The organism is Paenibacillus terrae HPL-003 (genome assembly GCF_000235585.1).
In the GTDB taxonomy this organism is placed as follows: Bacteria; Bacillota; Bacilli; order Paenibacillales; family Paenibacillaceae; genus Paenibacillus; species Paenibacillus terrae_B.
In genome coordinates, this window is sequence record NC_016641.1 from 5,584,474 (window position 1) to 5,608,901 (window position 24,428).

The following is a 24,428-nucleotide window of genomic DNA, read 5'->3' on the forward strand; positions in this document are numbered from 1 at the left end:
CTGTCCTATTCCCGTTAACCGGAGGATGTAACTAACCTCCATACGGTCTCGCTGTGAGCCATTTCCCAAAGAGTGGTACGACCTTGGGCACAATCAACAAGCTCAGACATAAAATTCGTCATGTCGGCCAAGACCGGGTGCATACACTAAGAAGAATGACAGCGTCTATACCGCAAAGTATGAAAGGAGGACGTTGAACGATGAAAGTTGGATTTATCGGGACTGGCAGCATGGGAAGTCTGCTGATTGAATCTTTTATTCATTCCAACGCACTTAAACCACAGCAAATATCAGCAAGCAATCGAACGTATTCCAAGGTAGCCGAGCTGGCCCATCGTTATCCAGGATTGCATGCAGCCCAAAGCAACCGTGAGACGGCAGCGGATAGCGATATCCTGTTTATCTGCGTGAAGCCGCTGGAATCAAAAGCCGTAACGGATGAAATACGCAACGTCATTACAGAAGAGCAAATCGTCGTTTCTATTACAAGTCCGGTACAGTTACGCATCCTGGAGCATTCACTGAAAGCCAAAGTTTCCAAAATCATTCCCAGCATTACCCATCAGGTAGGCAGCGGAGCCTCACTATGCATCCATGGCAGCCGGATTACAGAGGAGGATCGCTCCCTTCTGGAAGAGCTTATGACCCACATTAGCAGGCCGATTCAGGTTAAGGAATCCCATACCCGTATTACGTCGGATTTTTCCAGCTGTGGCCCTGCTTTCCTGGCCTTTTTTATGGACCAGTGGATTCATGCTGCGGTTCAGGCCACGGGCATAGACCGTACGGAGCTATGTGCCCTGGCCGGTGAAATGATTATCGGCACAGGAAAGCTGCTTACGGTGGGCGGGATGACACCAGCCGAGTTGCAGACGAGGGTAGCAGTTCCCGGAGGTATTACCGCTGAAGCCCTCGCACTGCTGGACACCAGCCTGCACGGCGTCTTTCCCGAGCTGATACAAGCCACACACAACAAGTATGTGGAGGACATGCAAAAGATAGATGCCTCCTTCGGCTTAAAGCCGATTAACCCGCAACAATATTGACCAGTTTGCCCGGTACTGCGATCACCTTGCGAACTGTTTTACCAGCAAGCGCCTGCTGAACATTGTCCAACGACAGAGCGAATGCCTCCATCGCTTTGGCGTCAAGGTCCTTGGCAATCGTCGCACGCTGCAAGATTTTACCGTTCACCTGCACTACAATTTCCACTTCGGCATCCACCGTCCATGCTTCATCATAAGCAGGCCAAGCCGCGTAGGTAATGCTTTCGTTGTGTCCCAGCAGCTGCCACAGTTCCTCGGCCAGATGCGGTGCAAGCGGCGACAGCATTTGCACGAAGTTTTCCATTGCTGCACGCGGCAGATGGTCTGCTTTGTATGCATCATTGGTAAAAATCATCAGTTGGCTGATCGCCGTATTGAAACGTAGCGCGTCCAGATCCTCGGTTACTTTTTTCAGCGTTTTATGCCAAGTCCGATTGAACTCATCACTGCCGCCTTCATTTGAAATTTTATCGTTCAGGCTGCCATCCTCGGAAACGAACAGGCGCCATACGCGGGACAGAAAACGATGCGCTCCCTCAACCCCGTTTTCGCTCCATGGCTTCGTTGCCTCCAGTGGCCCCATAAACATTTCATAAATGCGCAGCGTATCGGCGCCAAACGTATTCACAATATCGTCAGGGTTGATGACATTACCACGTGATTTACTCATTTTTTCATTGTTGTTACCCAGAATCATACCCTGGTTGACCAGCTTGTAGAATGGCTCTTTTGTTTCTACAACGCCAATATCATACAGCACCTTGTGCCAGAAACGGGCATACAGCAAATGAAGAACCGCATGTTCCGCACCGCCGATGTACAGATCCACAGGCAACCATTCGCGCTGCTTCTCCTTGGATACAGGCTCTTTATCATTGTGCGGATCAATATAGCGCAGGTAATACCAGCAGCTTCCCGCCCATTGCGGCATAGTATTCGTCTCGCGGCGTGCTTTCAAGCCCGTCTCGGGATCAACAGTTTCTACCCAGTCCGTCGCATTCGCCAACGGGGACTCCCCTGTGCCTGAAGGCTTGATGTTATCCATTTCCGGCAGGACGAGCGGCAGTTGATCCTCAGGAACTGTTTTGATTGTTCCATCTTCCAGGTGAATCACCGGAATCGGCTCGCCCCAATAGCGTTGACGGCTGAACAGCCAGTCGCGCAAGCGGTACGTCACTTTTCCTTGCCCTTTACCCTCGGCTTCCAGCCATTCAATCATCTTCGGAATTGCTTCCTCATTCGTAAGTCCATTCAGCGGACCTGAATTAACGTGCGGACCATCCTCGGTGTATGGCTCTTTAGCCACGTCCCCACCTTGGACAACCTCAATGATATTCAGCCCGAATTGCTTCGCAAATTCCCAGTCACGTGTGTCGTGACCTGGTACAGCCATGATCGCGCCTGTTCCGTAGCCTGCCAGCACATAGTCGGCAATCCAGATCGGCAGCTTTTCACCGTTCACCGGATTCACCGCGTAAGCACCTGTAAAGACACCTGTTTTATCCTTCGCCAAATCCGTGCGCTCCAGATCGCTTTTACGGGCAGCTTGTTCACGGTATTGATTTACAACATCCTTTTGCTCAGGTGTAGTGATAACATCCACCAATTCCTGCTCAGGAGCCAGCACACAATAGCTTGCGCCGAACAGCGTATCAGGGCGGGTTGTAAATACCGTCAATTGCTTGTCATGGCCTTCAATTGGAAAATGAACCTCTGCTCCGGTAGACTTGCCGATCCAGTTCCGCTGCATATCCTTAATGCTTTCGGACCAATCCAGCTCCTCCAAATCATCCAGCAGACGATCCGCATATTCCGTAATTTTCAGCATCCATTGACGCATTGGTTTGCGGATAACCGGATGACCGCCACGCTCACTCTTGCCGTCAATCACTTCTTCATTAGCCAATACTGTTCCCAGTGCAGGACACCAGTTCACAGGCACTTCAGCTACATAGGCAAGACCGCGCTTGTACAACTGGATGAAAATCCACTGTGTCCATTTGTAATAATCAGGGTCTGTTGTGCTGATTTCACGATCCCAGTCGTATGAGAAGCCGAGCGATTTAATTTGACGACGGAAGTTATTTACATTTTTCACCGTAATTTCACGTGGATGCTCTCCTGTATCCAGCGCATGCTGCTCGGCAGGCAGACCAAAGGCGTCCCAACCCATCGGATGCAGTACGTTGTAGCCGCGCATTCTTTTATACCGTGAAACAATATCCGTTGCCGTGTAACCTTCCGGGTGGCCTACATGCAGACCAGCTCCAGACGGGTACGGGAACATATCCAAAGCATAAAACTTCGGTTTGCCCGGCTCTTCCCCGGTACGGAACGTTTTGTTCTCATCCCAATATTTCTGCCATTTTGGTTCAATACTTTGCGGTTGATAGCCGTGCTTCGGCTGTGTGTCTGTCATTGTCATTTCCTCCTCAAACGGTATGCAACAAAAAAACCTCTGCATCCCGTAGCGTGTCAGCGCTAGGGACGAGAGGTTATATTCCCGTGGTACCACCCTAGTTAGCAGAAAGCGTTCTTCGCCTTCTACTCCCTTTGCACCTGATAACGGAGGTGATCCGATGCGGGTTAATAACAGGGTACAAGCACCTGTATAGGGCATTCCTGCGTTGGCCGCATATCTCCGAGGCGAGTTCACTTTGCACTGTCAACCGGCTTGCACCATCCGCCAGCTCTCTACATGTCCAGACAAAACTACTATTCCTCATCAGCGATTGTTTAACCGTTAATAATGGCACTATTATATTGAAAACTGCGAAAAAAGTCAAATAAGGACTACGTCTGGTGCTAAACACCAACTTCATCCGTTTGCTCCATGACACATGGGAGGCAAATGTTTTATAATAACTCCGATCCAGATTGAGATCAATTGAGATGAGAAAGGTGAGCTGAGACATGGCACAAATTAAAATTTACGGAATAAAAGAAGCCCTGAATCCCATCAAGGAGCAACTTTCAGATGTAATTCATTCCGCTGTGGTGGATGCGTTCCAATATCCCCCCGACAAAAGGTTCCATCGTTTTTTCCCTATGAATCAGGAAGACTTCATATTTGCCCACGATCGCTCGGAGGCATACACCATTATTGAAATTAGTGTGTTTGAAGGCAGAACGACAGAGGCTAAAAAGCACCTCATCCAGCTGCTATTCCAAAGAATTAACGATTTAGGCATTGCCTCTCAGGATCTTGAAATTACTATATTCGAGACACCGAAACAGAATTGGGGTATTCGCGGTGTACCCGGTGATGAGCTTCAACTGAACTATAAAGTAAACATATAAATTAAAACTCTTATGAAAAAGACGCCCTTCATGTCATCATGAAAAGCGTCTTTCTTTTTCCATATTCGCTTGATGAAGCTTCACTATTTTACAGCAACATAAAATAATCTCGCCGCGTCATCTACTGCTTCTACCCATTCAAAGTCCGCATATACCTTCACATCGCGAAAACCGGCTTTGGACAGTTCCGCCTTCATCCAGTCCGGGTCGTAGGCACGCTGCACATGAATTTCCTCGAACCGCTGGTATACATCGCGCCCTTCATTATCTGCTCTCGCAAAAATGCTGAGATGATGCTCAATTTCACAGCGTGGAGCGTCCAACGCACAAGTCCAAATATATGAAATGGAGCGCTCGTCCAGTACAAAGGGCTGCTCTTCATCATAACGCACAAACGTCTGGGGATGATGTACATCGAACAGAAAGGTTCCGCCAGGCTTAAGGCCGGCATACGTCCTGCGAAAAGTAGCAGCAATGTCCTCTTCCTCCAGCAAATAATTCAGACAATCGCAAAAAGAAATGACAGAATCCACGGGCTCCGGTAAATTCCATTCCCGCATATCCTGCTCTATCCAGCGAATGCTCCCCTCACGGAACAAACGCTGTCCTTGCGTAGTTGTTTCCATTTTGCGACGGGCTACCGCCAGCATATCTGAAGACAAATCGATGCCAGCCACCTCGAAGCCCGAATTGACCAGTGGAATCGTAATAGAGCCCGTTCCACAGCCCAGCTCTGCCACTGTATGCGGCATACCATGCTGATCCCAGGCCTGCCGAGCAAAACGTAGCCAGTCCGGGTACGGCATGTCCTGCATCAGCTCATCATACACATAGGCAAACTTCCGGTAAGAAGCCATTTTTTATTCCCCATTCCCGTCCTTCGGTTCAGGCATTTTCTCCACCAGGTAGGTCCAGTTTTCCTTTTGTGTAACCAGCCCTTCCTTCATCAGCTTGCCCATCGCACGCTTGAAGGCGGATTTACTGATACCAAACCGTTGCTTAATAATATCCGGCGGCGTTGCGTCGGAATAAGGCATACCGCCACCCGGGCGCTCTTTCAGAAAGGCAATTAGCCGATCCGCATCCTCATCACGGCCCACTTCCTTGCGCGGCGACATCGCCAGATTCACCCGACCGTCTTCACGAACCAGCGTAACCCGTACCTTAACCTCTTCGCCCAAGCGAAGCATCCGGTTACGTTCCGAGGAATGAATCATGCCAATCGCGCCAAAACCAAGCACGCCTCCGTCCACCAGGACAAATGTACCCATCTGAAGCGGCTTGTACACCGTCGCCTGCACCCACGTATTGAGCCATGAATCAGGTGCATGGAAGGACAACGGGGCCAGCTCTTGCTCACCCGCCAGCTTCGCCCGCAGCCTGCCCTGCTTATCATGCTCCATGATAGCATACACGTAATCGCCCACCTGAGGATGCAAATCCCGGTTCTCAGGCAACTCGCGAATCGGCAGCAGCAATTGACGACCCAATCCCATTTCCAAAAAACAACCCAAACGCGGATGCACATCCGCCACCTGAAGCTTTGCCAGTTCGCCCAGCGAGAGGAATGGCTTTTTCATGGTAGCGGCCAAACGGTCCTCTGTATCGTGAAAAATAAATACTTCCAGCCGTTCTCCAACCTCAATCTCACGTGTCAGCTCCGTATAATGTAACAGTACATCCTGATCGCCGACTGTGAGAAAGTAGCCGAAAGGGGATACCTCACGATCTACCATAATCGTGACATAAGTACCAGCAATCAGATTCATACCTTCTCCACAACCTTAGCGTCCGACCAAAGTCTTTCAATGTTATAATATTCACGCTCGTCGCGATGGAAGACATGCACTACAACATCTCCCAAGTCCATCAGAACCCAGCGACCGGAATCCATCCCTTCGATCCCTTTGATTATGGTACCTTCATCATGAGCGCGTTTGCGAATTTCCGTCACAATCGCCTGTACCTGAGTATCCGAATTACCGTGGCAGATTACAAAATAATCCGCGACAAGGGATACGCCCCGCAAGTCAAGGGCTACAATATTCATGGCCTTCTTATCTTCAGCGGCCTCAACCGTAATTTGCATTAATTTCTCATTAGTTATGGTCATTCATGAACCTCCGATTTTCTATGTTTAAGTTGTTGGATCAGATCATTTCGCGACAGTACTGTCAGCGGAAAAATAACCTTTTGCTTCTCCAGCAGCAGTGAAATCGTGGAATCAAATCCAGCGACAAGACCCTGCTCCAAACTTTTTTTCGCCTGTTTGCGGATATGATCTACCCCAGGGAAATCTCGTCCCGGCTCGATATAATCAGCGAGACACACGACTTTGTCCAGCAAACTCATGCCTACACGACCTGAGGTATGCCAGCGGATGGCATTCCGTATTTCAGAGTCTTCCACCCCATAGTCTCTCGCTGCAACGCAATATCCTACCTCAGAATGCCACAGTTGCTTGTCATGCTGCAAAAGCTCTTGGTTACATTCGGGATAACTGCGAATCACTTCCTCCATCTGCTGAACGGGCCAATATTTCGCTACATCATGCAAAATAGCCGCTAATTCGGCCTTATCCGGGTCCGCACCATACCGCTTGGCAAGCTCCACGGAGGTATGCATGACACCCAGTGTGTGCTTCCAGCGTTTTTCAGGCATTTGACCGGATACGGCCTCCATCAATTGCTCACGGCTGTACTTCATACAAACCGCCCCTTGTAATGTAGTCATGCACACGATCAGGCACAAGATAGCGAATGGTGCGCCCTTCCGCAACACGTTCCCGAATATCCGTCGAAGAAATATCCACCACCGGCATATCCGCCAGCAGTACCTTGTTCTGCAAATAATGCGGTAGTTCATTCAGCGCAAGCTGGAAACCGGGACGCCGGACACCGATAAAACAAATCCGCTGTGCCAGCTCCTCAATCCCCTGCCAGTGAGGTAAGTAATTCACCATATCCGCGCCAATAATAAAATAAAAATCTACAGCAGGATGCAGCTCCTGAAGCCCTTTGATCGTGTCAATAGTATAAGATACCCCACCGCGAAGCACTTCAATATCCAACACTTCAAAAGCAGGATGGCCCGCCACCGCTTCACTCGTCATCTCCAGCCGCTCCGTGCCGCTCGCCCCCGCCTGGTGCTTGTGCGGAGGGATATGGGAAGGCATGAACCATACATGGTCCAGCGCATAGGCATCCCTTGCCGCTTCTCCAGCCAGCAGATGTCCAATATGAATCGGGTCAAATGTACCGCCCATAATACCGATTTTCATAGTCTTCTCCCCGCGTGTTTATCCTCTAGGCAGCTCGATTTGCTTGTTATCACGGGATTCCTTGTACAAAATAATCGTGCTCCCGATGAGCTGTACAAGCTCGGAACCTGTTTCCGTAGCCAGTTCTTCCGCAATTTCATGCTTGTCATCCAGACAGTTGTTCAAAATCTGCACCTTCATCAGCTCACGCTTTTCAATCGCATCGTTAATGTGACGCATAAGATGCTCGTTCGTACCGTTTTTCCCTACTTGAAAAACCGGGTCCAGATGATGCGCCATTGAGCGCAAATACCTTTTTTGTTTACCTGTTAACATGTATACTTAACTCCTTCATAACCACATATGCCATGCGGCAATTCCATAATTTTAGTGTAAAATCAACTTACGACAGGCTTCTCAGCACAGCCGCTCTCATTTCGTCTACAGCAGGAGCTACGCCCATAAAATACTCGAAAGCCACCGCTCCCTGATACACGAACATGCCCAAGCCTCCATGCACGGTGCAGCCGCGCTGTTCACGGCTTTCGCGCAAAAATCTCGTTTCCAGCGGGTTGTAGATCAAATCACTCACAATGATTCCTTCTGGAATCAGACTCGTTTCCAGCGGAAGCTCATCGGACAGAGGAGACATTCCTACCGAGGTCGTATTGATCAGCACATCCACCGATGCAAGCACGCTCTCCGCTTCATCGTTAGAATAGCCAGTCACAGGGATCGCTTCCGTCGTCCACTCCAACGCCAGCTGCTCAGCCTTATCGCGTGTCCGATTCAGAATAATGACCGATTCCGGCTGTTCCTCCAGTAAAGCATGAATCACACCTCTGGCAGCTCCTCCGGCTCCGAGGACCGCAATCCTTGTGCCTTTCAGCTTGACCGAAGTCTCTTCTTTGAGGGAACGCACGTAGCCGATCCCGTCCGTATTGTAACCCTTAAGACGTCCGTTGTCGTTCACAATCGTATTGACAGCGCCGATGAGTCTGGCTCCTTCATCAATCTCATCCAAATATTTCATAACTTCAACTTTATGGGGAATCGTCACATTAACTCCCCGGAAATGTAAAGCCCGAATCCCCTTCATGGCGTCCTCCAGCTGATCGGGCTTGACGTGAAGAGGAACAAAATCTCCCTCTATCCCCGCTGCCTTTAAAGCTATTTTATGCATGAGAGGCGATTTGGAGTGCTTGATCGGATCACCCAATACGCCCAATAATACAAGACCTTGTTCAGTCACTCCAGACTCCCCGCTGCTCATCGTCGTTCTCCCCCATATTGCAAAATATTAGGCCGCACAAATACATGAATGGCGGCAGGAACCTGAGTCTGTTCCTTGCCGCCCTATCACATGGTTCAACATTCGTTAAATCAACGAAGGCCGTAAAAGGACACGGATTCCCCGAGGAGCATGAACCGCTACCAAAGCCCCGTTCTCACTATTGACCCTGATCCATCCCAGACCGGAGATATAAATATCCAATTGAGATTTACGAGGAACGCGGAATTCATGTCTTGTCCATTCCGGCATATCTGCCAACTGATCACGTGTCGGCGGTGACAACAATTCTCCGGCATGATCTTCGAACAATTGATCTGCCCGCTCCAGCTTGGTACGATGAATTTTAAGACCACCGTTGATGTAGCAAGTGAACGATTGATGTTGACCTTCTACAAAATCAAACCGGGCCATTCCACCGAAAAACAAGGTTTGTCCGGGGTCCAGCTGATAAGCAGCAGGTTTCAGCGGCTTGTCCGGCATAATGGCGCTCAAATCCTGCCGGGACACGATTTCACTGAACCGCCAAGGGTACACAATACCCGGTGTGTCAATAATATGCTTACCGTCGTCGAGCGGAATATTCACCATATCCAGCGTCGTTCCCGGGTAACGGGATGTTGTTAACTCCTGCTCCATATCGCTATGATCACGGATCAAGCGGTTAATGAGCGTGGATTTACCAACATTTGTTGCACCGACCACATACACATCCCGATTGCCACGCAACTCGGACACCACATCCAGCAGACGATCAAAGCCTTGATTTTTTTGGGCCGAGCACAGAACGATATCCGCCGTGCGAAGTCCTTGCTCCTTTGCCTGCTTTTGCACCCAGTTGAGGACCTTGTTCCAGTTCGTTACCTTTGGCAACAAATCCGTCTTGTTCACAGCCAGTACCACCGGATTAGATCCGACAAAACGTTGCAAGCCGGAAATCAGACTGCCTTCAAAGTCGAAAATGTCCACAATGTGGATGACGAGCGCGTCCTTGTCCCCAATTTGGCTGAGCAGTTTCAGGAACTCATCCTGATCCACAGCTACCGAAGACGTTTCATTATAGTTTTTAATCCGGAAACAGCGCTGACAAATGACAGGCTCGCGTGTAAGCAATTTTTCAGGAATATATCCTGGAAGCTCCGGGCTAGTGGTCTGCATCGTGATACCGCAACCACTACATTTGACAGCAGTTCCGCCGTCAGGTCTTTCAGTCATTCTTCTTTTCCTCCTCAAGCCATAAGCCTTTCTTACGTAACCTTGTGAGCGCGATTCGCTCCAACCGCCGATTAAAGCGGGTCATGATTCCTTCATCATGGATGGATATTGGCAGCACCAGCACCGTGTGCAATCCCAGTCGGTTACCACCCAATACATCCGTCAACATTTGGTCCCCGACCATAATAGTCTCTTCCGAGGTAAGTCCCATCATACGGATGGCTCTACGAAAGGACGAGTTGGAGGGCTTCCGTGCGGCATGTATAAATTCAATGTCCAAAGGCGTAGCGAAAACAGATACACGTCCCATATTATTGTTGGACACGATGACAAGCTTAAAACCCGCCTGTTTGACCTTCTCAAACCAGGCCACCAGCTCGGGAGTCGCATTCGGAGCTTTTGCACCGACCAGCGTATTATCCAGATCCGTAATAATGCCGCGATATCCTTGAGCATACAAGCCTTCAAGATCAATATCAAAGACGGTATTCACCCGTAATTTGGGCATCAGCATTTCAAACAACGTCGGTCACCTCAGTTTCATACGACAAACTATACCATATTAATAGGGGTTAGTAAAAAGCTATCCGCAACAAACGGACAGCTTTTTACAAAGCATGTGATGAAGATTATAAATCGGCAGCTTTTGAGCCGAGTAAAAACGGTTTAGCCCTCGTCCCTCTGATCCGACACGGTTTTTCGTTCGTTTCATCAGTTTGCTTTCGGACTAACCCTTCTTATGCAACAGGGCCGCTTGCTGGCGGGCCTTTCGCCAATCCTCGGCAGTTACCGAGGAAGGACTGTAGCGCGCTTGTTCAAACAGCTCCAGCAGCAGATGCAGAATTGAAGCGCGTTCCGGTGATTCAACTGACCATCTGCCGACCGATTCCCTCAGCGTCTCGTGGCTGGTACGGACAAACCCCTTGCTCCGCATGTACCGTAGCCAGCGCTCGGTTTCGACGATTACCTTTTCATCCGGTGTCAACGGCTTTCCTTTACGCAGACGCAGCAGATAAAAATGAATATCTGCCCGATTACGCCATACGATATAAGCGCCCCACAGTACGATAACAGCCACTGCCGCCGCTATGATTACCGGATGAATCTTTGTGCCTTCCTCCGGATTGGCCTGCGATGTCTGCGCAGACTGTTCCGGCTCAGGCTGATCTTTCACTTCTGGAGTATCAGGCGTTTTTGAATCCTCCTGCTCCGTAAGCAACGGCATGTCAAAGCCCGGTGTGGCTTCTACAGGAACCCAGCCGTATTCACCCAGATACACTTCTGCCCAGGAATGCGCATCCGCGTTGGTAACGGAGTAGGAAGACATATTTTCGTTACCATCGCTGGTCGTTGCATCATCGGAAAATGTCTGCTGACCAGGTGCATATCCTTTGACCCACCGTGCCGGAACACCGACGGAGCGGGCCATCATAACCAGCGAAGTGGAATAATAATCGCAATAGCCTTCCCGAATCTCAAACAGAAAGGCATCTACAAAATCCTTGCTTCTTTTGCGGGAAAGATCCGGATTGTTCGTATATGCATAATTTCGCTGTAAATATTGCTGTAGCAGTCCGACCTTTTCATAAGGCGTCTTCGCCGATGACGTTACATTTTGAGCCAAATCACGCACTCGCTTCGGCAGCTCATTCGGGATTTGCAAATAGGCCTCCTGCTTGTTCCTTCCATACAGCTCATTAAACGTTTTCTTGCGAAGCTCTTTCTCCGGGATCACAGGTACATGTGACACCAGAGTATACGTTTTTGGATAAGCAGTTCTTCTGGAGGGTGAATTCCAAAGCAGTTCTGCCTGTTCCGGTTTCCACCGCAATCCGTCTGCCCGCGAGTCTCTGTCCACCGATTGAACACGATGTACCGAATACGCGCCGAACAAAACCGGATAGCTCTGATCATTTTGCATCGTAATGGTCTGAACGACCTGCTCGGTCGAATGCCGTGTTTCTTGTGTATTTTCCAGCTCTGCCGTCATTGGCACATCGTTCAGCGTTTGGTCATCATTGCCTACATCACTCCAGCCCGTCCCGGAATACGTACGCTTCGTCTCGCCTCGCCAGTAGCTTCGCTGGTTGGTCGTGATCGTCATCACCGGAGAATAGTCAAAATTAAATCCCCCGCCCAACCGATTGTCCTGCCTACTATAGCCCGATGCCGTACTCATCCGCTGATTCATAGCCCCGGCTCCATTGTTCATACCGACGGTAGATGAGGTATTTCGCTGGGTCCATGCTGTATAAGGATCAGTAAAGGTCGGCTCTATCTCCGGCATATTTACGCCAGCCATAATAATCAAAGCAAAAATGACCGCAATATTAGCTGCAATTTTGTACGGGTAACGGCGAATGTGTTTCCAGCCCTGAGGATAGTGCTGCCGAAAATACTGCAAATGCTGAGTCACCAGCCACCCCATACCCGCAAAGACCATCCATGCGACTTCTTCCCACAGCACGGTTGGCGTGAACGAGTCGAGTATTGCCAGCGCGGCAATATTAATACCCAGAAAAACCAGAATACGCTGCTTCGTCGTAACGATGAGTGGTAACATCTCAATAACAAGCCAAGCGATCAGTGAAAACCAGATATACGGGGACATATTCGATATAAATTGATCCAGACGGTTTGCAAATCCCCCGAAAGGAATAATAATCGAGTAGGACACGAGCGTCCGGTACAAAATAAAAAATAACATCGCCGCTTTGACGATAAATTCAATCCAAGGCCGAAGCGGCAGCAAAATTTTCACCAGAGCCAGCATCGTAACCGTCGCCAATACAAGCGTTCTTGTCTCTTCAAGCCACAGCAATGAAGCAAAGGACACCCATTGCATGACAATAATAATAATCCATAAAAATGTAAAAGCCGCAGCCCAGGAGCCCTTCAGCGATTGTAACCAGTTCTTCATAGCGTCCCTCCTCCCATTATAGCTGGAAGCTCTTCAAGACTCGGAACATGATAACCCTGAATACCTCTTGTACGAAGCATGCTCATCCATTCTTTGGCCTGTCCCTCACTTGAGCCTTCTCCGATATAGACGTGGCACGGGGTCATCCCCCGGGTATCGGCCCAGCGAAGAAGCTCCAACGCCTGATGATCCTTCAACGGACTAATCAGCACAAAATAGCAGCCTTGTGGAAATTGCCGAACACCGCTTTCTACAGCAGCCATAAGACTGCCTTGGGAAGTGGTGTGTATGTCTACCAAATGATGCATCATCCGTTGCCGTTCCATCATCTGCTCACTCGGTTGAAAAACAGTGCCTGTTTCCCCTGCCGTACAAAGACCTACTCCCATCCGCTCCCGTCCACCATATTCCAGTAATGAAGCGATTGAGGATATGGCCAGTTCAAACTGATCGGCATTTACATAATGTTTCGTGTGTATGTCCAATACAAGCATCGTTTTCGGAACCGTCTCATGCTCAAATTCCTTGGATTTCCAGCTGCCTGTACGTGCAGTCGCATTCCAATGGATACGTGAAAACCGGTCCCCATATACATAGTCCCGCACTCCGTTAATTTGCGTCGTTTCGCGCCGTGTTCGAGTCTGGACAGTCTGTGGCCCGGACATCCGTGAGCGACGGTCATTTAACTGCCAATAGGGAATGAATACCGTACGGGGCAGTACCCGAAATTCACCGGGTGCATTTAACCTGCCTTTATGCTCCAACAGGCCGAAGATATCCTCGCTCACACATTCCGTTTCCGCAAAATAATAGCTTCCCCGCTCCAACGCAGGGGTCTGGAAGGCAAGCTGTCCGCTTCCTTTCATGTTGGGGATAACACTGTCCTCAAACGACCAGGATTCGCCTGTATGACGCTTGAGCACCTCACGAATAATGATATACGGCAGTGGAAGAAAGCCGGGAAGGCTCACGCTCAACTTTACATGCACCTGATCTCCCGCATGCAGTAGCTCCCCGAACTCTGAGCTTTGCGAAAGCTGCCTTGAACCCTGAACACGGCGTACCCCGCTCAGCCCAACGATCCATAAATAAATGCCCAACAGCGTAACCATGGACAATAGCATGACTGACGTCTTGCCACCCTGAAACAACAGATATAGCAGACACACCACCCATATGACCATCAGAAGCCAGATGCGGCCTGACAGCCGGGGGAGCCTGCGCTTCCTTTTGACTATCTTCATTCCCTACGGACGCTCCATTCGCACGGGTACGTTCACCTGCCGAAGGACAGCCTGAAGTACAGACTGGGCGTTGGAGCTGTCGAGACGCGCCTCGGGACGAAGCAGCAAACGATGAGCAAGCACATAAGGTGCCAATATTTTCACATCGTCAGGAAGCACGTAATCACGATTTTCCAGAAAAGCGTACGCCTTGGTGGCCATCACAAAAGCAAGCGCCGCCCGCGGGCTGGCTCCCAGCAATACCGATGGATGCTCTCTGGTTGCACGTACGATATCCAGTAAATAGGACGTAACTGCCTGGTCCATGTACATTTCTCTGATTTCCTGCTGGATCGCGGCTATCTGTTCCATATGCGCTACCGCCTCCAGTCGATCTGCCGGCTGCCCCTCCTGATGACGAAGCAGCATGTTCCGCTCAGTCTCCATATCAGGATAGCCAAGACTGATTTTGAGCATAAAACGATCAAGCTGCGCTTCCGGCAGCGTATAAGTCCCTTCAAAATCAATCGGATTTTGCGTAGCACACAGCATAAAAGGATGAGGCAGCATATGCGTTTCTCCATCCACGGTTACACTGCGCTCCTCCATCACTTCCAGCAAAGCCGATTGGGTTTTCGTCGTAGCCCGGTTAATTTCGTCTGCCAATAAAATATTGGTCATTACAGGACCCGGACGAAAATAAAAGCGCTCATCCCGAGGATGAAATATGGAAACCCCTGTAATATCACTGGGGAGAATATCAGGATTACATTGAACACGGCGGTAATCACCGCGCATGGATTTGGCAAGAGCCTTGATCATTTGCGTTTTTCCCGTACCCGGAACGTCCTCGATCAGAATGTGCCCACCCGCCAGCATAGTCGTTAGCAGTAATTTTATTTCAAAGGATTTACCTAATATGCATGATTCTAGATTAGCTCGGATTGCAGATACAATCTGCACAGATTCTTGACGTACGGGCATAGCCTGTAAACCTCCTAGATAGCAACATGTTTCCTATTATTGTACATGAAGGAGGGCATAGAGTACACTTGAGTGCTTTTCCAGATGTTGAGCCAGCGCTACAGTTTGGCAACATTTTGTATGTAGGCATATAAAAAGCCCTCCGGTTATTCAGATCCGAAGGGCTGATTTTTAAGTTTATTTAATTGTATGTTTAATCTACAATGCATCACTTTTATATGGTTATCCTTTAGGGCGCACAACCAAGGCCGCCAAAAATGAGAAAATAATCGCCGAGGAAATCCCTGCACTTGTCACACTAAAAATCCCTGTAATGACACCAAGCCATCCATCCTTTTCCAATTCGGTTAATGCGCCGTGTACGAGTGAGTTACCAAAACTGGTAATTGGAATCGTCGCACCCGCTCCGGCAAATTTGATGAGCGGATCGTATATCCCAACGGCATCAGCAATTGCACCTGCTACCACCAACGTACTCATCGTATGTGCCGGAGTCATTTTAATCACATCCATCATCAATTGACCCACGACGCAAATGGCACCGCCGACTAAAAAAGCCCACAGATATATCATAATCTCAACCCCCCGCTTCCAAAGCTACTGCATGCGCAATACAAGGAATACTTTCCCCTTGTTGTGTCGACAAAGGAGACAGCAATGCCCCGGTTGCCACGACCAGCACTTTTTGGAGTTCTCCCTTTTCAATCCGCTTCAACAGATGTCCATAAGTTACGACAGCCGAGCATCCGGCACCACTGCCACCTGCAATGACTTGCTTTTGTTTGTTCAGGTCATAAATGAGCAGACCACAATCGTTGAATTCCGTCTGACTCATATCAATGTTTTGTTTTTTAAGCAGCTCCTTGACAATCGGCATCCCCACGGAGGCCAAATCCCCCGTTACAATAAGGTCATAATAACCAGGGTCCCGGCCTGTATCTCGAAAATGAGATAACAGTGTATCTGCCGCCGCTGGAGCCATAGCCCCGCCCATGTTAAATGGGTCTTTAATGCCCATATCCATAACACGTCCAATGGTAGCGCAATCCACCACAGTACCTGTCTTGGCATGCCCCACAACTACGGTGCCTGAGCCTGTGACGGTATACTGGGCCGTTGGCGGCTTTTGCGACCCATATTCCGTAGGATACCGGAACTGCTTTTCAACGGTACAATTGTGGCTGGTCGTACCCGCCATCACATAGTCGCCCGCCTCGGAATCCACAATAAGCGCGGCCAAGGCTAAACTTTCCATCGACGTAGAGCAGGCTCCAAAGACACCCAAATAAGGAATGGCAAGCTTGCGTGCTGAAAAGGAGCTACTGATAATCTGATTCATCAAATCACCGCTGATAAAAAACTGCACTTCTTCTTTGTTCAAATTGGCATTAATTAACGCCAGCTCAGTGGAATGCTCAAATAATCTGCGCTCCGCTTTTTCCCATGTTTTTTCATTAATTTCGAGATTGTCATAAATGTAATCAAAATCCGTGGACAACGGCCCCTCTCCTTCATCCGGGCCAACAACGGTTGCACTTCCAACGATGCGCGGTCTGGATTCGAACTTCCAGGTTTGTCCTCCCTGTCTTCTCATAGATGGTTACCCCCTACTCCAAGAAAGGCGTAGATGACACCTACAACGAACGCAGCCACCACCCCGAATACGATAACCGAGCCTGCCAGCTTGAACATATTCGCGCCTACACCGAGCACCAGTCCCTCAGAACGATGTTCCAGTGCAGCTGAACACATCGAGTTGGCAAAGCCTGTAATCGGTACAGCGGTTCCCGCTCCCGCCCATTGGGCAAACTTGTCGTAAACCCCGAAGCAGGTTAATATAACCGCCAACAGGATCATCATAGATGAGGTCGGCGGTGCCGCCTCCTTGGCCGAAATGTGCATCCCTGCCATGAAAGCTTCCTGAATCGCCTGACCAATCACACAGATACCGCCTCCAACCAGAAAAGCTCGCACACAGTTGGCAAAAACATTTCTGGAAGGTTCGTGCTTTTTGGAAATACTTTGATAGTCCTTCTCATTTATGGACAGCGGCGGCGTATTGGTATGAAAACCGCGTTGCCCCGATTTAGCTGGCATCATTCACCACCCCTTGTTCGTAAGTTCCGCACTTGACGGTTCGGATTAATTGTGTCCTTATCATTATTAGCCTTATGGAGAATTGTTATGTCAGGAAAATGATATCGTGGACATTCCGTACAAATCCCTTCATACTGGATGGATAACGACCACTGGTTAATTAATAAGGAGTGAGGTATAACATCATGGAATCAAAAACATTAGAACTGTTTAAAACTTTAACGGAGTTTCCTTCCATTCCCGGGCATGAGCGAGAACTGCGGGCATGGGTTAAAGAGCGGATATCCGGTTATACGGACGAAATCGTGCAAGATCGTTTGGGCAGCCTTTTCGGCGTGCTGCGCGGTGAAGAGAATGGGCCACGTGTAATGGTGGCAGGCCATCTGGATGAAGTCGGGTTTATCGTCAATGGCATTACGGAAAATGGCATGATCCGCTTTCAGCCCGTTGGAGGCTGGTGGAGTCAGGCCATCATGTCACAGCGTCTTCAGGTGCTGACTCCGAATGGGCCGGTTATTGGTGTTGTCGGCTCAGTATCGCCCCATTTGCTGGATGAATCACAACGCAGCAAGCCTATGGATATCAAACATATGTATCTGGATATCGGCGTGGACAGCCGTCAGGAAGCGCAAGATCTGGGCATCGTGCCGGGAACAGCCATTGCGCCGATTTGTGATTTTACTCCACTGGCGAATCCGAAAAAAATCATGGCTAAAGCGTGGGATAACCGCTATGGTGTAGGCTTGGCTATTGAACTGCTTGAAGCATTACATAAGGAAAAGAACAAACTGCCTAATACACTGTATGCGGGAGCTACCGTTCAGGAGGAAGTAGGATTGCGCGGCGCACGCACGGCAGCCAACCTGATTCAACCGGACGTTTTCTTTGCACTGGATTGCAGTGCGGCCAACGATATGGGTGGTGATCCGAACGCTTACGGACATTTGGGTAAGGGCGCGTTGCTGCGGGTATTTGATCCGGGTATGATTACACATCGCGGGATTGTGGAATACGTGCAGGATATGGCGGAAACGCACAAGATCAAGTATCAATATTTCATCTCCACAGGTGGAACCGATGCAGGTCAGGTTCATTTAAGCGGAATTGGAGTGCCATCCACCGTCATTGGCATTTGCGGACGATACATCCACACTTCCTCGTCCATTATTCACACCGACGATTACGATGCAGCCAAAGAGCTGATCGTCAAGTTGGTACAAAACCTGGATCGTACGACACTGAATACGATTATTGAACGAGCTTAAGGTACTCTCAGAAAAGTAAAATCTATTAAAAACAGTCAAAACACGTTATACATGTTTTGACTGTTTTTTTGATTCAATAGAGTTACAAAATAGAGCGCTTCATATCAAATGCTTATAGCGAAGTAAAGCGATAATAACAAGTACAGCCGTCAAGGCAATGCAGATGTTCTCCACCTGCGCCCCTTTGCGCGTTCCAGTACTCATCAGCTTAAATCGCAGCTTCCATTTGAACGGTGGCAAAGGTTTAATTCCGTTATTCGTCAAGGAATCTGCCAACAAATGCAGCAGATACGCTAAACCGCCAGCCAGCCATATGCTGTCACCGTGCAGACGGGTTGTACCGTACAGTAACGCAGTCCATGCGACTGTTCCGTACACCGTATGCGTCAATCCCCGGTGCGGGACAAGCGTACAGATTATCAGCAGGCACCCGGCAATGTAATTCCATGGCGCATATGCTTCCCCATACCAGGCTAAGCCAACCCCAATCAAAAAGATGATAACCTTTCGCATCGACCGTGAAGGCATAAAGGAAGCGCTGATCATCAGCAAAGCCAGAACAAGATTCCACGGCGGTGGAGCCATACGGGTGAAAAATACCCAGCCCGCAGCCCCAATCATCAAAAGCTGTACGAGTCTGAGCATTTTGGTAGGCAACGCACGACTCACGAGCATGGAGTTAGGCTCGTCAATATCCGGCAACAGTGAACCGACTACAGCGGCAGCCACGGCAGCCGGAGTCACTTCGTATCCGTTCAAGGCTAATACCGACAGGGAGACCCCGGTTCCAATAATCAAATGGGCTCTTCCCATCATGGTGCATAACATCCTTTCGTTGCAGCATACAACAGAGTTCGACATCACTCTATTTGAATCAGCATGATTCGATTGTATACGACAAACAAAAGGAGAACAATAGTTCGCTTATTCTATTTAAAGGATATCGTTCAAAAGTCCCGGTCAAAATTCGTTACCGTGTGTTTCTCCAGGTTCTTCTGTCGAGCCTTCCATGTCCATTTTACAGATTTTCTGTTTAAATCCCGCCTTAGAGTATTTTTTGGAACAGTGCGATAACTTCCTCTTTGGTCGGCTGAAACGGATTACCGGGCGCACACGCATCTTTCATCGCATTGTCGGCTAACAGATTCAGGTCCGGGTCCGTTACTCCCAACTCAGACAAGCGTTTCGGGATTCCGACCTCCTGTGCCAGCCCACGGATGGCATCCACGACAAATTCAGCACACTCCTCGTCAGTTCGCCCTCTGACCGAGAATCCAATCGCTTGAGCGATAGGTCTGAATTTACGAGGAACATGCTGCGCATTGGCCTCCTGTACATAGGGCAGTAACATCGCATTACACACTCCATGCGGAAGATCATACACACCTCCAAGCTGATGAGCCATCGCATGCACATATCCCAACCCCGCATTGTTGAAGGCCAGCCCTCCCAGAAAAACAGCATACACAAGCTTTTCCCGAGCCTCAATATTTTGACCGTTCTCCACAGCATCAGGCAAATAACGGAATATCAGCTCAACAGCAGCCAAGGCAGTGGCATCGGTGACCGGATAAGCTCCCGGGGTAACCAGCGCCTCAATCGCATGAGTAAGCGCATCCATACCAGTCGCAGCAGTTAATTCGGCTGGCTTACCCACCATTAATTCGGGGTCATTTACAGAGATGGAAGCCAGACTGTTTTTATCAACCATGACCATTTTGACCTTACGCTTCTCATCCGTAATGACATAGTTAATGGTGACCTCGCTGGAGGTACCCGCCGTTGTATTCACTGCCACAATAGGAACTGACGGTCGTTTGGATTTGTGAACGCCTTCATATTTTGAAATATGTCCTCCATTGGTGACAATGATGCCAATGGCTTTGGCCGCATCCTGAGGCGACCCACCACCTACCGAGACGAGAACATCACATCCGTTATCCTGAAACACCTTGACTCCTTCGTGAACATTGTTACAGGTAGGGTTAGGTTGCACACCATCATACACGATATATGGCACTCCATGCTGCTCCAGAACAGCAATAACCCGGTCGGTAATCCCATTTCGACGCAGCCATTTATCCGTCACGATAAGCGCTTTCATAAATCCTTTCTCTTGCAAGATCGGTCCCAGATCTCTAAGACATCCAATCCCCATCAAATTCACTGGCGGTACATAAAAGATGTTCCTCCCCATACGTAAACCCCTCCTCTGTTTATCGTTCTCCAGTCATTCCTGTCCTCTGATATTATGCTTCATCTTCCTGATCTTACCATCCGATGGAGCAGACATCTGCGAAAAAAAGCACAGTTCAGCAATTCCCAAAAAAACACGCCATAAGGCCCAAAAACATGTTGACAAACTTTTGCAATATTTTCTTTTTGCCTCAAAAGCCTATTGTACTATTTGAAATATTATGTAATATAGTGTTTATATTTACTATATAAATCTATTAAATGAACAAGGAGGAAATAATTATGCAAAAGAGTTCTGCGATTCGCAAGTTCAAAACGGTTGGTCTGGCATCGTTGCTAAGTCTTGTTTTGTTCGCTCTCCCCGCTTCCGCTGCTTGGAATGATACATACACGGGGTACGCCACCTATACCGGATCTGGCTACTCTGGAGGAGCACTGCTACTTGATCCAATCCCTTCCAATGCAAAAATTACGGCTCTTAACCGCACCCAACTGAATTATAACGGAATCAAAGCCGCATTGGCAGGAGCATATCTGGAAGTCCAAGGCCCCAAAGGGAAAACAACCGTCTATGTAACCGATCTTTATCCTGAAGGTCCAAGTGGTGCGCTCGACCTGTCCCCGAATGCTTTTAACCAAATTGGCAACCAAATTGACGGAAAAATCAATATCTCTTGGAAAGTCGTCAAGGCTCCAGTTACTGGAAACGTCTCCTACCGCATTAAAGAAGGCAGCAGCCGGTGGTGGGCAGCTATTCAGGTACGCAATCATAAATATCCTGTCTTGAAACTGGAAGTCCAACAGAACGGACAGTGGCTCAATCTCGAAAAACAGGACTACAACCACTTTCTGGGTACTAACTTAGGGAACCAGCCTCTTAAAATCCGGATTACAGACATTCGTGGTGTGGTGCTGAACGATACCCTCCCGGCCCTAGCAGAAAATGGCACGGGCGATGCCTATATGGTCAAAGGTAATGTGCAATTCCCTGACTAATCCATTACCGTCACCTCTCCTTGTGTGTCGAAAAAACAGTTAGGCTGTAGGTATCTTCTCACAACTTGGGACAGGCTTTATGTAATCCCCAGGCTGGGAGCCGACGCAAGCGATTTTGCGTGTCCGGTTCCTGGCCTTTTTACGAAAAAGTCATTATTTTTCATAAAAAATTGGTTTGTTCACTGTCCTGTTCACAGGAAGGCACGTATAATGAATACATACTAGGGTGTATTTTGGCTATATGCACATAGACAGGAGACCTGCCCACATGAGCAATTTCAAAAAGCATCACAAGCTTCACAGCAAATTGCTGATCAGTATCACGTTATGTATTACGCTGACGTTGCTGGTATCTACCACAGTGTATTATTTTTATTATATTCGAGTGGAGAAGGAGCAAGCATTCGAAGCCAATCATAGCAGCCTGGCACTCAGAAGCCGAGAGGTCATTAACATGACATCCATCGCACAATCGTTGGCCTTTCAAATGTACCGCAGCAGCACCCTGTCCAAGTTGTTGTATTATCCCAAACCCAATGTATATGATGTAACCGCTGCCATGTCTGAGCTGAACAATTATCTCAATTCTATGCCGTACATTGAATCCATCTATGTGTATAATCCGAAAAGCGACACCTTCTACATTGCATCCTCACGAGGGCAAAACGGGTTATACAGCAAAAGTGAACTGGCTGACACGGATATTATACACGTGCTGGATCATTATCAGGATTATAAGCCATTTACACCTATTCCACGCACCTATCCGCTGCTGTCTGCGTCTGACTCCGTTGCCGGAGCAGATCAAGCCAGCACAGACATTGCCGCCTATACGTATTTATGCTATGACGCAATCAACTCGAACGAACCGATGAATTCGGCTGTGATCGTCAATGTATCTGCGACTTGGATGAACAAGGAAATGGCGACGAATCCAGCCTCAGGCGGAATGGCTTATATTTTGGACGATCAAGGCAGACTTTTATCTGGCACGACACTGGCAGACGAAGCATTGAACGAAAAAGAACAGCTATGGCTGCACACCCGAGTCAAAAAGCAGGAGACAGGATATTTTGTAGAAGATTTTCACAGTAAAAGATCACTCATTTCCTACACCTCCCAAGATGGACTGGGTTGGCAGTATATTAGCGTCACCCCGTATGAAAGCGTTGTCAAAATGGCGAGTGTTATCCGTAATGCAATGCTGCTGATTGCCGCCGTCATTGCATTGGCAGGGTTCGTGGCTTCCTGGCTGCTGTCCAGAATGCTGTATACCCCCATTGGGCAGATCGTTGTCCATATGAATTCACTCGAATCAGAGAAACGAAACAGCATGTATACGATCCGGCAAAACATTTTACAGAATATTATTCGGGGAGTCCAATTGCTTCCTGCTGGAGAGGAACCGGAGCGGTTGCGTGAGCTTGGAATCACATTCCAGTTCGACAAAGACTATCGGTTGGTGCTGCTGCGTATCGATGAATATGCCCGGTGGCAAAGCGAACGCGGTCCTGACCTGCTGCCCTATAAGTTTGCTATGATGAATATTGCTTCTGAAATATGCGGGCAGACGTACCAGGTGGAGGCCGTGGATATCGACGAAGACAGCGTCCTATTGCTGCTCAACATTCTTGATCCTGCGGAGCATACGGATACCGTGCTGCTGGAAACCTTATTGCGCCAGATACGCGAAGCTTGCCATGAGTATTTAAAGCTGAGCGTATCGCTAACCTATAGCGCCATCACAAGCCAGTCGGAACGGCTGCATCTGTTGTACCGTCAAGTACAGGAAGCGTCCATGCACCGATTTTTTCAAGGGCATGGGTGTATCATGGATGCGCAAAACACAAATGAAGCACATGCTCAAAATGCCTATGTGTATCCGTCGGATAAGGAGAAAAAATTGCTCGACACGCTGTTATCTGGTCATACGGAGGATGCTCATGGCATGTTCAAGGACTTACTGCTTCATATGGAAAAATATTCTTTTTCCGTCGTACAGGTGGCCATATCCCGGCTGATGATGAGTGTGAATCATGCCATTCAGCATATGAGTGAGCGTAATGGATTTGCTGCCGAATCTATACCTGAATTGCCATCTGCAGATCAGTTGGAGACGGCCCGGGAGCTTATCGAACAATATCAATTGGTCTTTGATCATATCCGCTCCAATCTATTGGAAAAACGAAACACGAAACAAGAGCGGCTAGTACGGCAAATTAATGAGCGAATAGAGCAAGCCTATGCTGATCCGGAGTTTTGCCTCAACCAGATCGCTGAAGAGCTGGATATGTCGCCGATCTATGTCAGCAGACTATACAAGCAACAAACCATGTCTACCATCGTGGATGTCATTCAACAGCTACGCATTCGCAAAGCCTGCGAGCTGCTGGAGCAAACCGACTGGTCGGTAGCTGACGTGGCAGAACAAACCGGATTTGCGAGCAGCTCTTATTTTCACCGCATGTTCAAGCGTAGCTTGGGCGTGACGCCGACAGATTTTCGTCGTTCTAAAGCTAATGCGCAGTAAGTGAGGCGTAGTTAGTTAGATGTTCTACGCGACCGCTCCGAGAACGGAACGTTGCTCCCATCGCTGCTTAGCGATTAACTTCTACAAACTTCTCAAAGATAAACAC

At 48.8% G+C, this 24,428-nt stretch carries 23 protein-coding genes and 1 other annotated feature; of the genes, 5 read left to right on the plus strand and 18 right to left on the minus strand.

Annotated features, from left to right (window positions below; translation table 11 throughout):
* The first annotated feature begins 200 nt into the window (after window positions 1–200).
* Entirely contained in the window at window positions 201–1,046 is an 846-nt protein-coding gene (comER, locus tag HPL003_RS24775; protein WP_014282540.1) for a late competence protein ComER, read from the plus strand.
* Here comER and leuS read toward each other — a convergent pair.
* On the minus strand, window positions 1,027–3,465 hold the full coding sequence (gene leuS, locus HPL003_RS24780) for a leucine--tRNA ligase (RefSeq protein WP_014282541.1): 2,439 nt from the start codon (window positions 3,463–3,465) through the stop codon (window positions 1,027–1,029). The genes comER and leuS overlap by 20 nt on opposite strands.
* A 61-nt stretch (window positions 3,466–3,526) precedes the next feature.
* Window positions 3,527–3,784: a binding site (T-box leader), on the minus strand.
* A gap of 175 nt (window positions 3,785–3,959) precedes the next feature.
* Between leuS and HPL003_RS24785 the strand changes: the two genes are divergently transcribed.
* Window positions 3,960–4,346 (plus strand): tautomerase family protein, encoded by a 387-nt coding sequence (locus tag HPL003_RS24785; protein ID WP_014282542.1) that lies wholly within the window; start codon window positions 3,960–3,962, stop codon window positions 4,344–4,346.
* A gap of 83 nt (window positions 4,347–4,429) precedes the next feature.
* Here the strand turns inward: HPL003_RS24785 and HPL003_RS24790 are convergent, their stop codons facing one another.
* The 15 genes from HPL003_RS24790 to spoVAC form a co-directional block, all read right to left on the minus strand.
* Window positions 4,430–5,203, minus strand: a complete 774-nt coding sequence (locus HPL003_RS24790) for a class I SAM-dependent DNA methyltransferase (RefSeq protein WP_014282543.1) — start codon at window positions 5,201–5,203, stop codon at window positions 4,430–4,432.
* Between the two features lie 3 nt (window positions 5,204–5,206).
* Window positions 5,207–6,115, minus strand: coding sequence for a CvfB family protein (locus HPL003_RS24795; RefSeq protein WP_014282544.1), 909 nt, complete (start codon window positions 6,113–6,115; stop codon window positions 5,207–5,209).
* Window positions 6,112–6,459, minus strand: coding sequence for a ribosome silencing factor (rsfS, locus tag HPL003_RS24800; RefSeq protein ID WP_014282545.1), 348 nt, complete (start codon window positions 6,457–6,459; stop codon window positions 6,112–6,114). Before rsfS ends, HPL003_RS24795 begins: the two co-directional genes overlap by 4 nt.
* On the minus strand, window positions 6,456–7,052 hold the full coding sequence (yqeK, locus tag HPL003_RS24805) for a bis(5'-nucleosyl)-tetraphosphatase (symmetrical) YqeK (RefSeq protein ID WP_014282546.1): 597 nt from the start codon (window positions 7,050–7,052) through the stop codon (window positions 6,456–6,458). Before yqeK ends, rsfS begins: the two co-directional genes overlap by 4 nt.
* A complete protein-coding gene (gene nadD, locus HPL003_RS24810; RefSeq protein WP_014282547.1) occupies window positions 7,036–7,626 on the minus strand; it encodes a nicotinate-nucleotide adenylyltransferase in 591 nt (196 codons plus the stop codon). Before nadD ends, yqeK begins: the two co-directional genes overlap by 17 nt.
* 18 nt (window positions 7,627–7,644) lie before the next feature.
* Window positions 7,645–7,941, minus strand: a complete 297-nt coding sequence (gene yhbY, locus HPL003_RS24815) for a ribosome assembly RNA-binding protein YhbY (RefSeq protein ID WP_014282548.1) — start codon at window positions 7,939–7,941, stop codon at window positions 7,645–7,647.
* A gap of 67 nt (window positions 7,942–8,008) precedes the next feature.
* The gene (aroE, locus tag HPL003_RS24820) at window positions 8,009–8,878 is read right to left on the minus strand and encodes a shikimate dehydrogenase (protein WP_014282549.1); all 870 of its coding nucleotides are present in this window, start codon (window positions 8,876–8,878) and stop codon (window positions 8,009–8,011) included.
* Window positions 8,879–8,983: 105 nt separating this feature from the next.
* Window positions 8,984–10,111: a ribosome biogenesis GTPase YqeH gene (gene yqeH / locus HPL003_RS24825; RefSeq protein WP_014282550.1), complete on the minus strand. Its 1,128-nt coding sequence runs from the start codon at window positions 10,109–10,111 to the stop codon at window positions 8,984–8,986.
* Window positions 10,104–10,634: a YqeG family HAD IIIA-type phosphatase gene (locus HPL003_RS24830; protein ID WP_014282551.1), complete on the minus strand. Its 531-nt coding sequence runs from the start codon at window positions 10,632–10,634 to the stop codon at window positions 10,104–10,106. The genes yqeH and HPL003_RS24830 overlap by 8 nt, the downstream gene beginning before the upstream one ends.
* Window positions 10,635–10,838: 204 nt before the next feature.
* Window positions 10,839–13,031 carry a transglutaminase TgpA family protein gene (locus HPL003_RS24835; RefSeq protein WP_014282552.1) on the minus strand — a complete coding sequence of 731 codons (2,193 nt, stop codon included), beginning with the start codon at window positions 13,029–13,031 and terminating at the stop codon, window positions 10,839–10,841.
* Complete coding sequence (locus HPL003_RS24840; protein ID WP_014282553.1) at window positions 13,028–14,275, minus strand: DUF58 domain-containing protein; 1,248 nt, start codon at window positions 14,273–14,275, stop codon at window positions 13,028–13,030. The genes HPL003_RS24835 and HPL003_RS24840 overlap by 4 nt, the downstream gene beginning before the upstream one ends.
* 3 nt (window positions 14,276–14,278) lie before the next feature.
* Entirely contained in the window at window positions 14,279–15,238 is a 960-nt protein-coding gene (locus HPL003_RS24845; protein ID WP_014282554.1) for an AAA family ATPase, read from the minus strand.
* Between the two features lie 222 nt (window positions 15,239–15,460).
* Window positions 15,461–15,811, minus strand: a complete 351-nt coding sequence (gene spoVAE / locus HPL003_RS24850) for a stage V sporulation protein AE (RefSeq protein ID WP_014282555.1) — start codon at window positions 15,809–15,811, stop codon at window positions 15,461–15,463.
* A 4-nt stretch (window positions 15,812–15,815) separates the two neighbouring features.
* Window positions 15,816–16,832 carry a stage V sporulation protein AD gene (gene spoVAD, locus HPL003_RS24855; RefSeq protein ID WP_014282556.1) on the minus strand — a complete coding sequence of 339 codons (1,017 nt, stop codon included), beginning with the start codon at window positions 16,830–16,832 and terminating at the stop codon, window positions 15,816–15,818.
* Entirely contained in the window at window positions 16,829–17,335 is a 507-nt protein-coding gene (spoVAC, locus tag HPL003_RS24860; protein ID WP_014282557.1) for a stage V sporulation protein AC, read from the minus strand. The genes spoVAD and spoVAC overlap by 4 nt, the downstream gene beginning before the upstream one ends.
* A 185-nt stretch (window positions 17,336–17,520) precedes the next feature.
* Here spoVAC and HPL003_RS24865 point away from each other — a divergent pair, with 185 nt between their 5' ends.
* Window positions 17,521–18,600, plus strand: a complete 1,080-nt coding sequence (locus tag HPL003_RS24865) for a M42 family metallopeptidase (protein WP_014282558.1) — start codon at window positions 17,521–17,523, stop codon at window positions 18,598–18,600.
* Window positions 18,601–18,699: 99 nt separating this feature from the next.
* Here the strand turns inward: HPL003_RS24865 and HPL003_RS24870 are convergent, their stop codons facing one another.
* Both HPL003_RS24870 and HPL003_RS24875 read right to left on the minus strand, forming a co-directional pair.
* The gene (locus HPL003_RS24870; protein WP_014282559.1) at window positions 18,700–19,416 is read right to left on the minus strand and encodes a metal-dependent hydrolase; all 717 of its coding nucleotides are present in this window, start codon (window positions 19,414–19,416) and stop codon (window positions 18,700–18,702) included.
* A gap of 229 nt (window positions 19,417–19,645) precedes the next feature.
* Window positions 19,646–20,797 carry an iron-containing alcohol dehydrogenase gene (locus tag HPL003_RS24875; RefSeq protein ID WP_014282560.1) on the minus strand — a complete coding sequence of 384 codons (1,152 nt, stop codon included), beginning with the start codon at window positions 20,795–20,797 and terminating at the stop codon, window positions 19,646–19,648.
* Between the two features lie 281 nt (window positions 20,798–21,078).
* Here HPL003_RS24875 and exlX point away from each other — a divergent pair, with 281 nt between their 5' ends.
* The gene (gene exlX, locus HPL003_RS24880) at window positions 21,079–21,792 is read left to right on the plus strand and encodes an expansin ExlX (RefSeq protein ID WP_014282561.1); all 714 of its coding nucleotides are present in this window, start codon (window positions 21,079–21,081) and stop codon (window positions 21,790–21,792) included.
* A gap of 268 nt (window positions 21,793–22,060) precedes the next feature.
* Complete coding sequence (locus tag HPL003_RS24885; RefSeq protein ID WP_014282562.1) at window positions 22,061–24,322, plus strand: AraC family transcriptional regulator; 2,262 nt, start codon at window positions 22,061–22,063, stop codon at window positions 24,320–24,322.
* Window positions 24,323–24,428 lie beyond the last annotated feature (106 nt).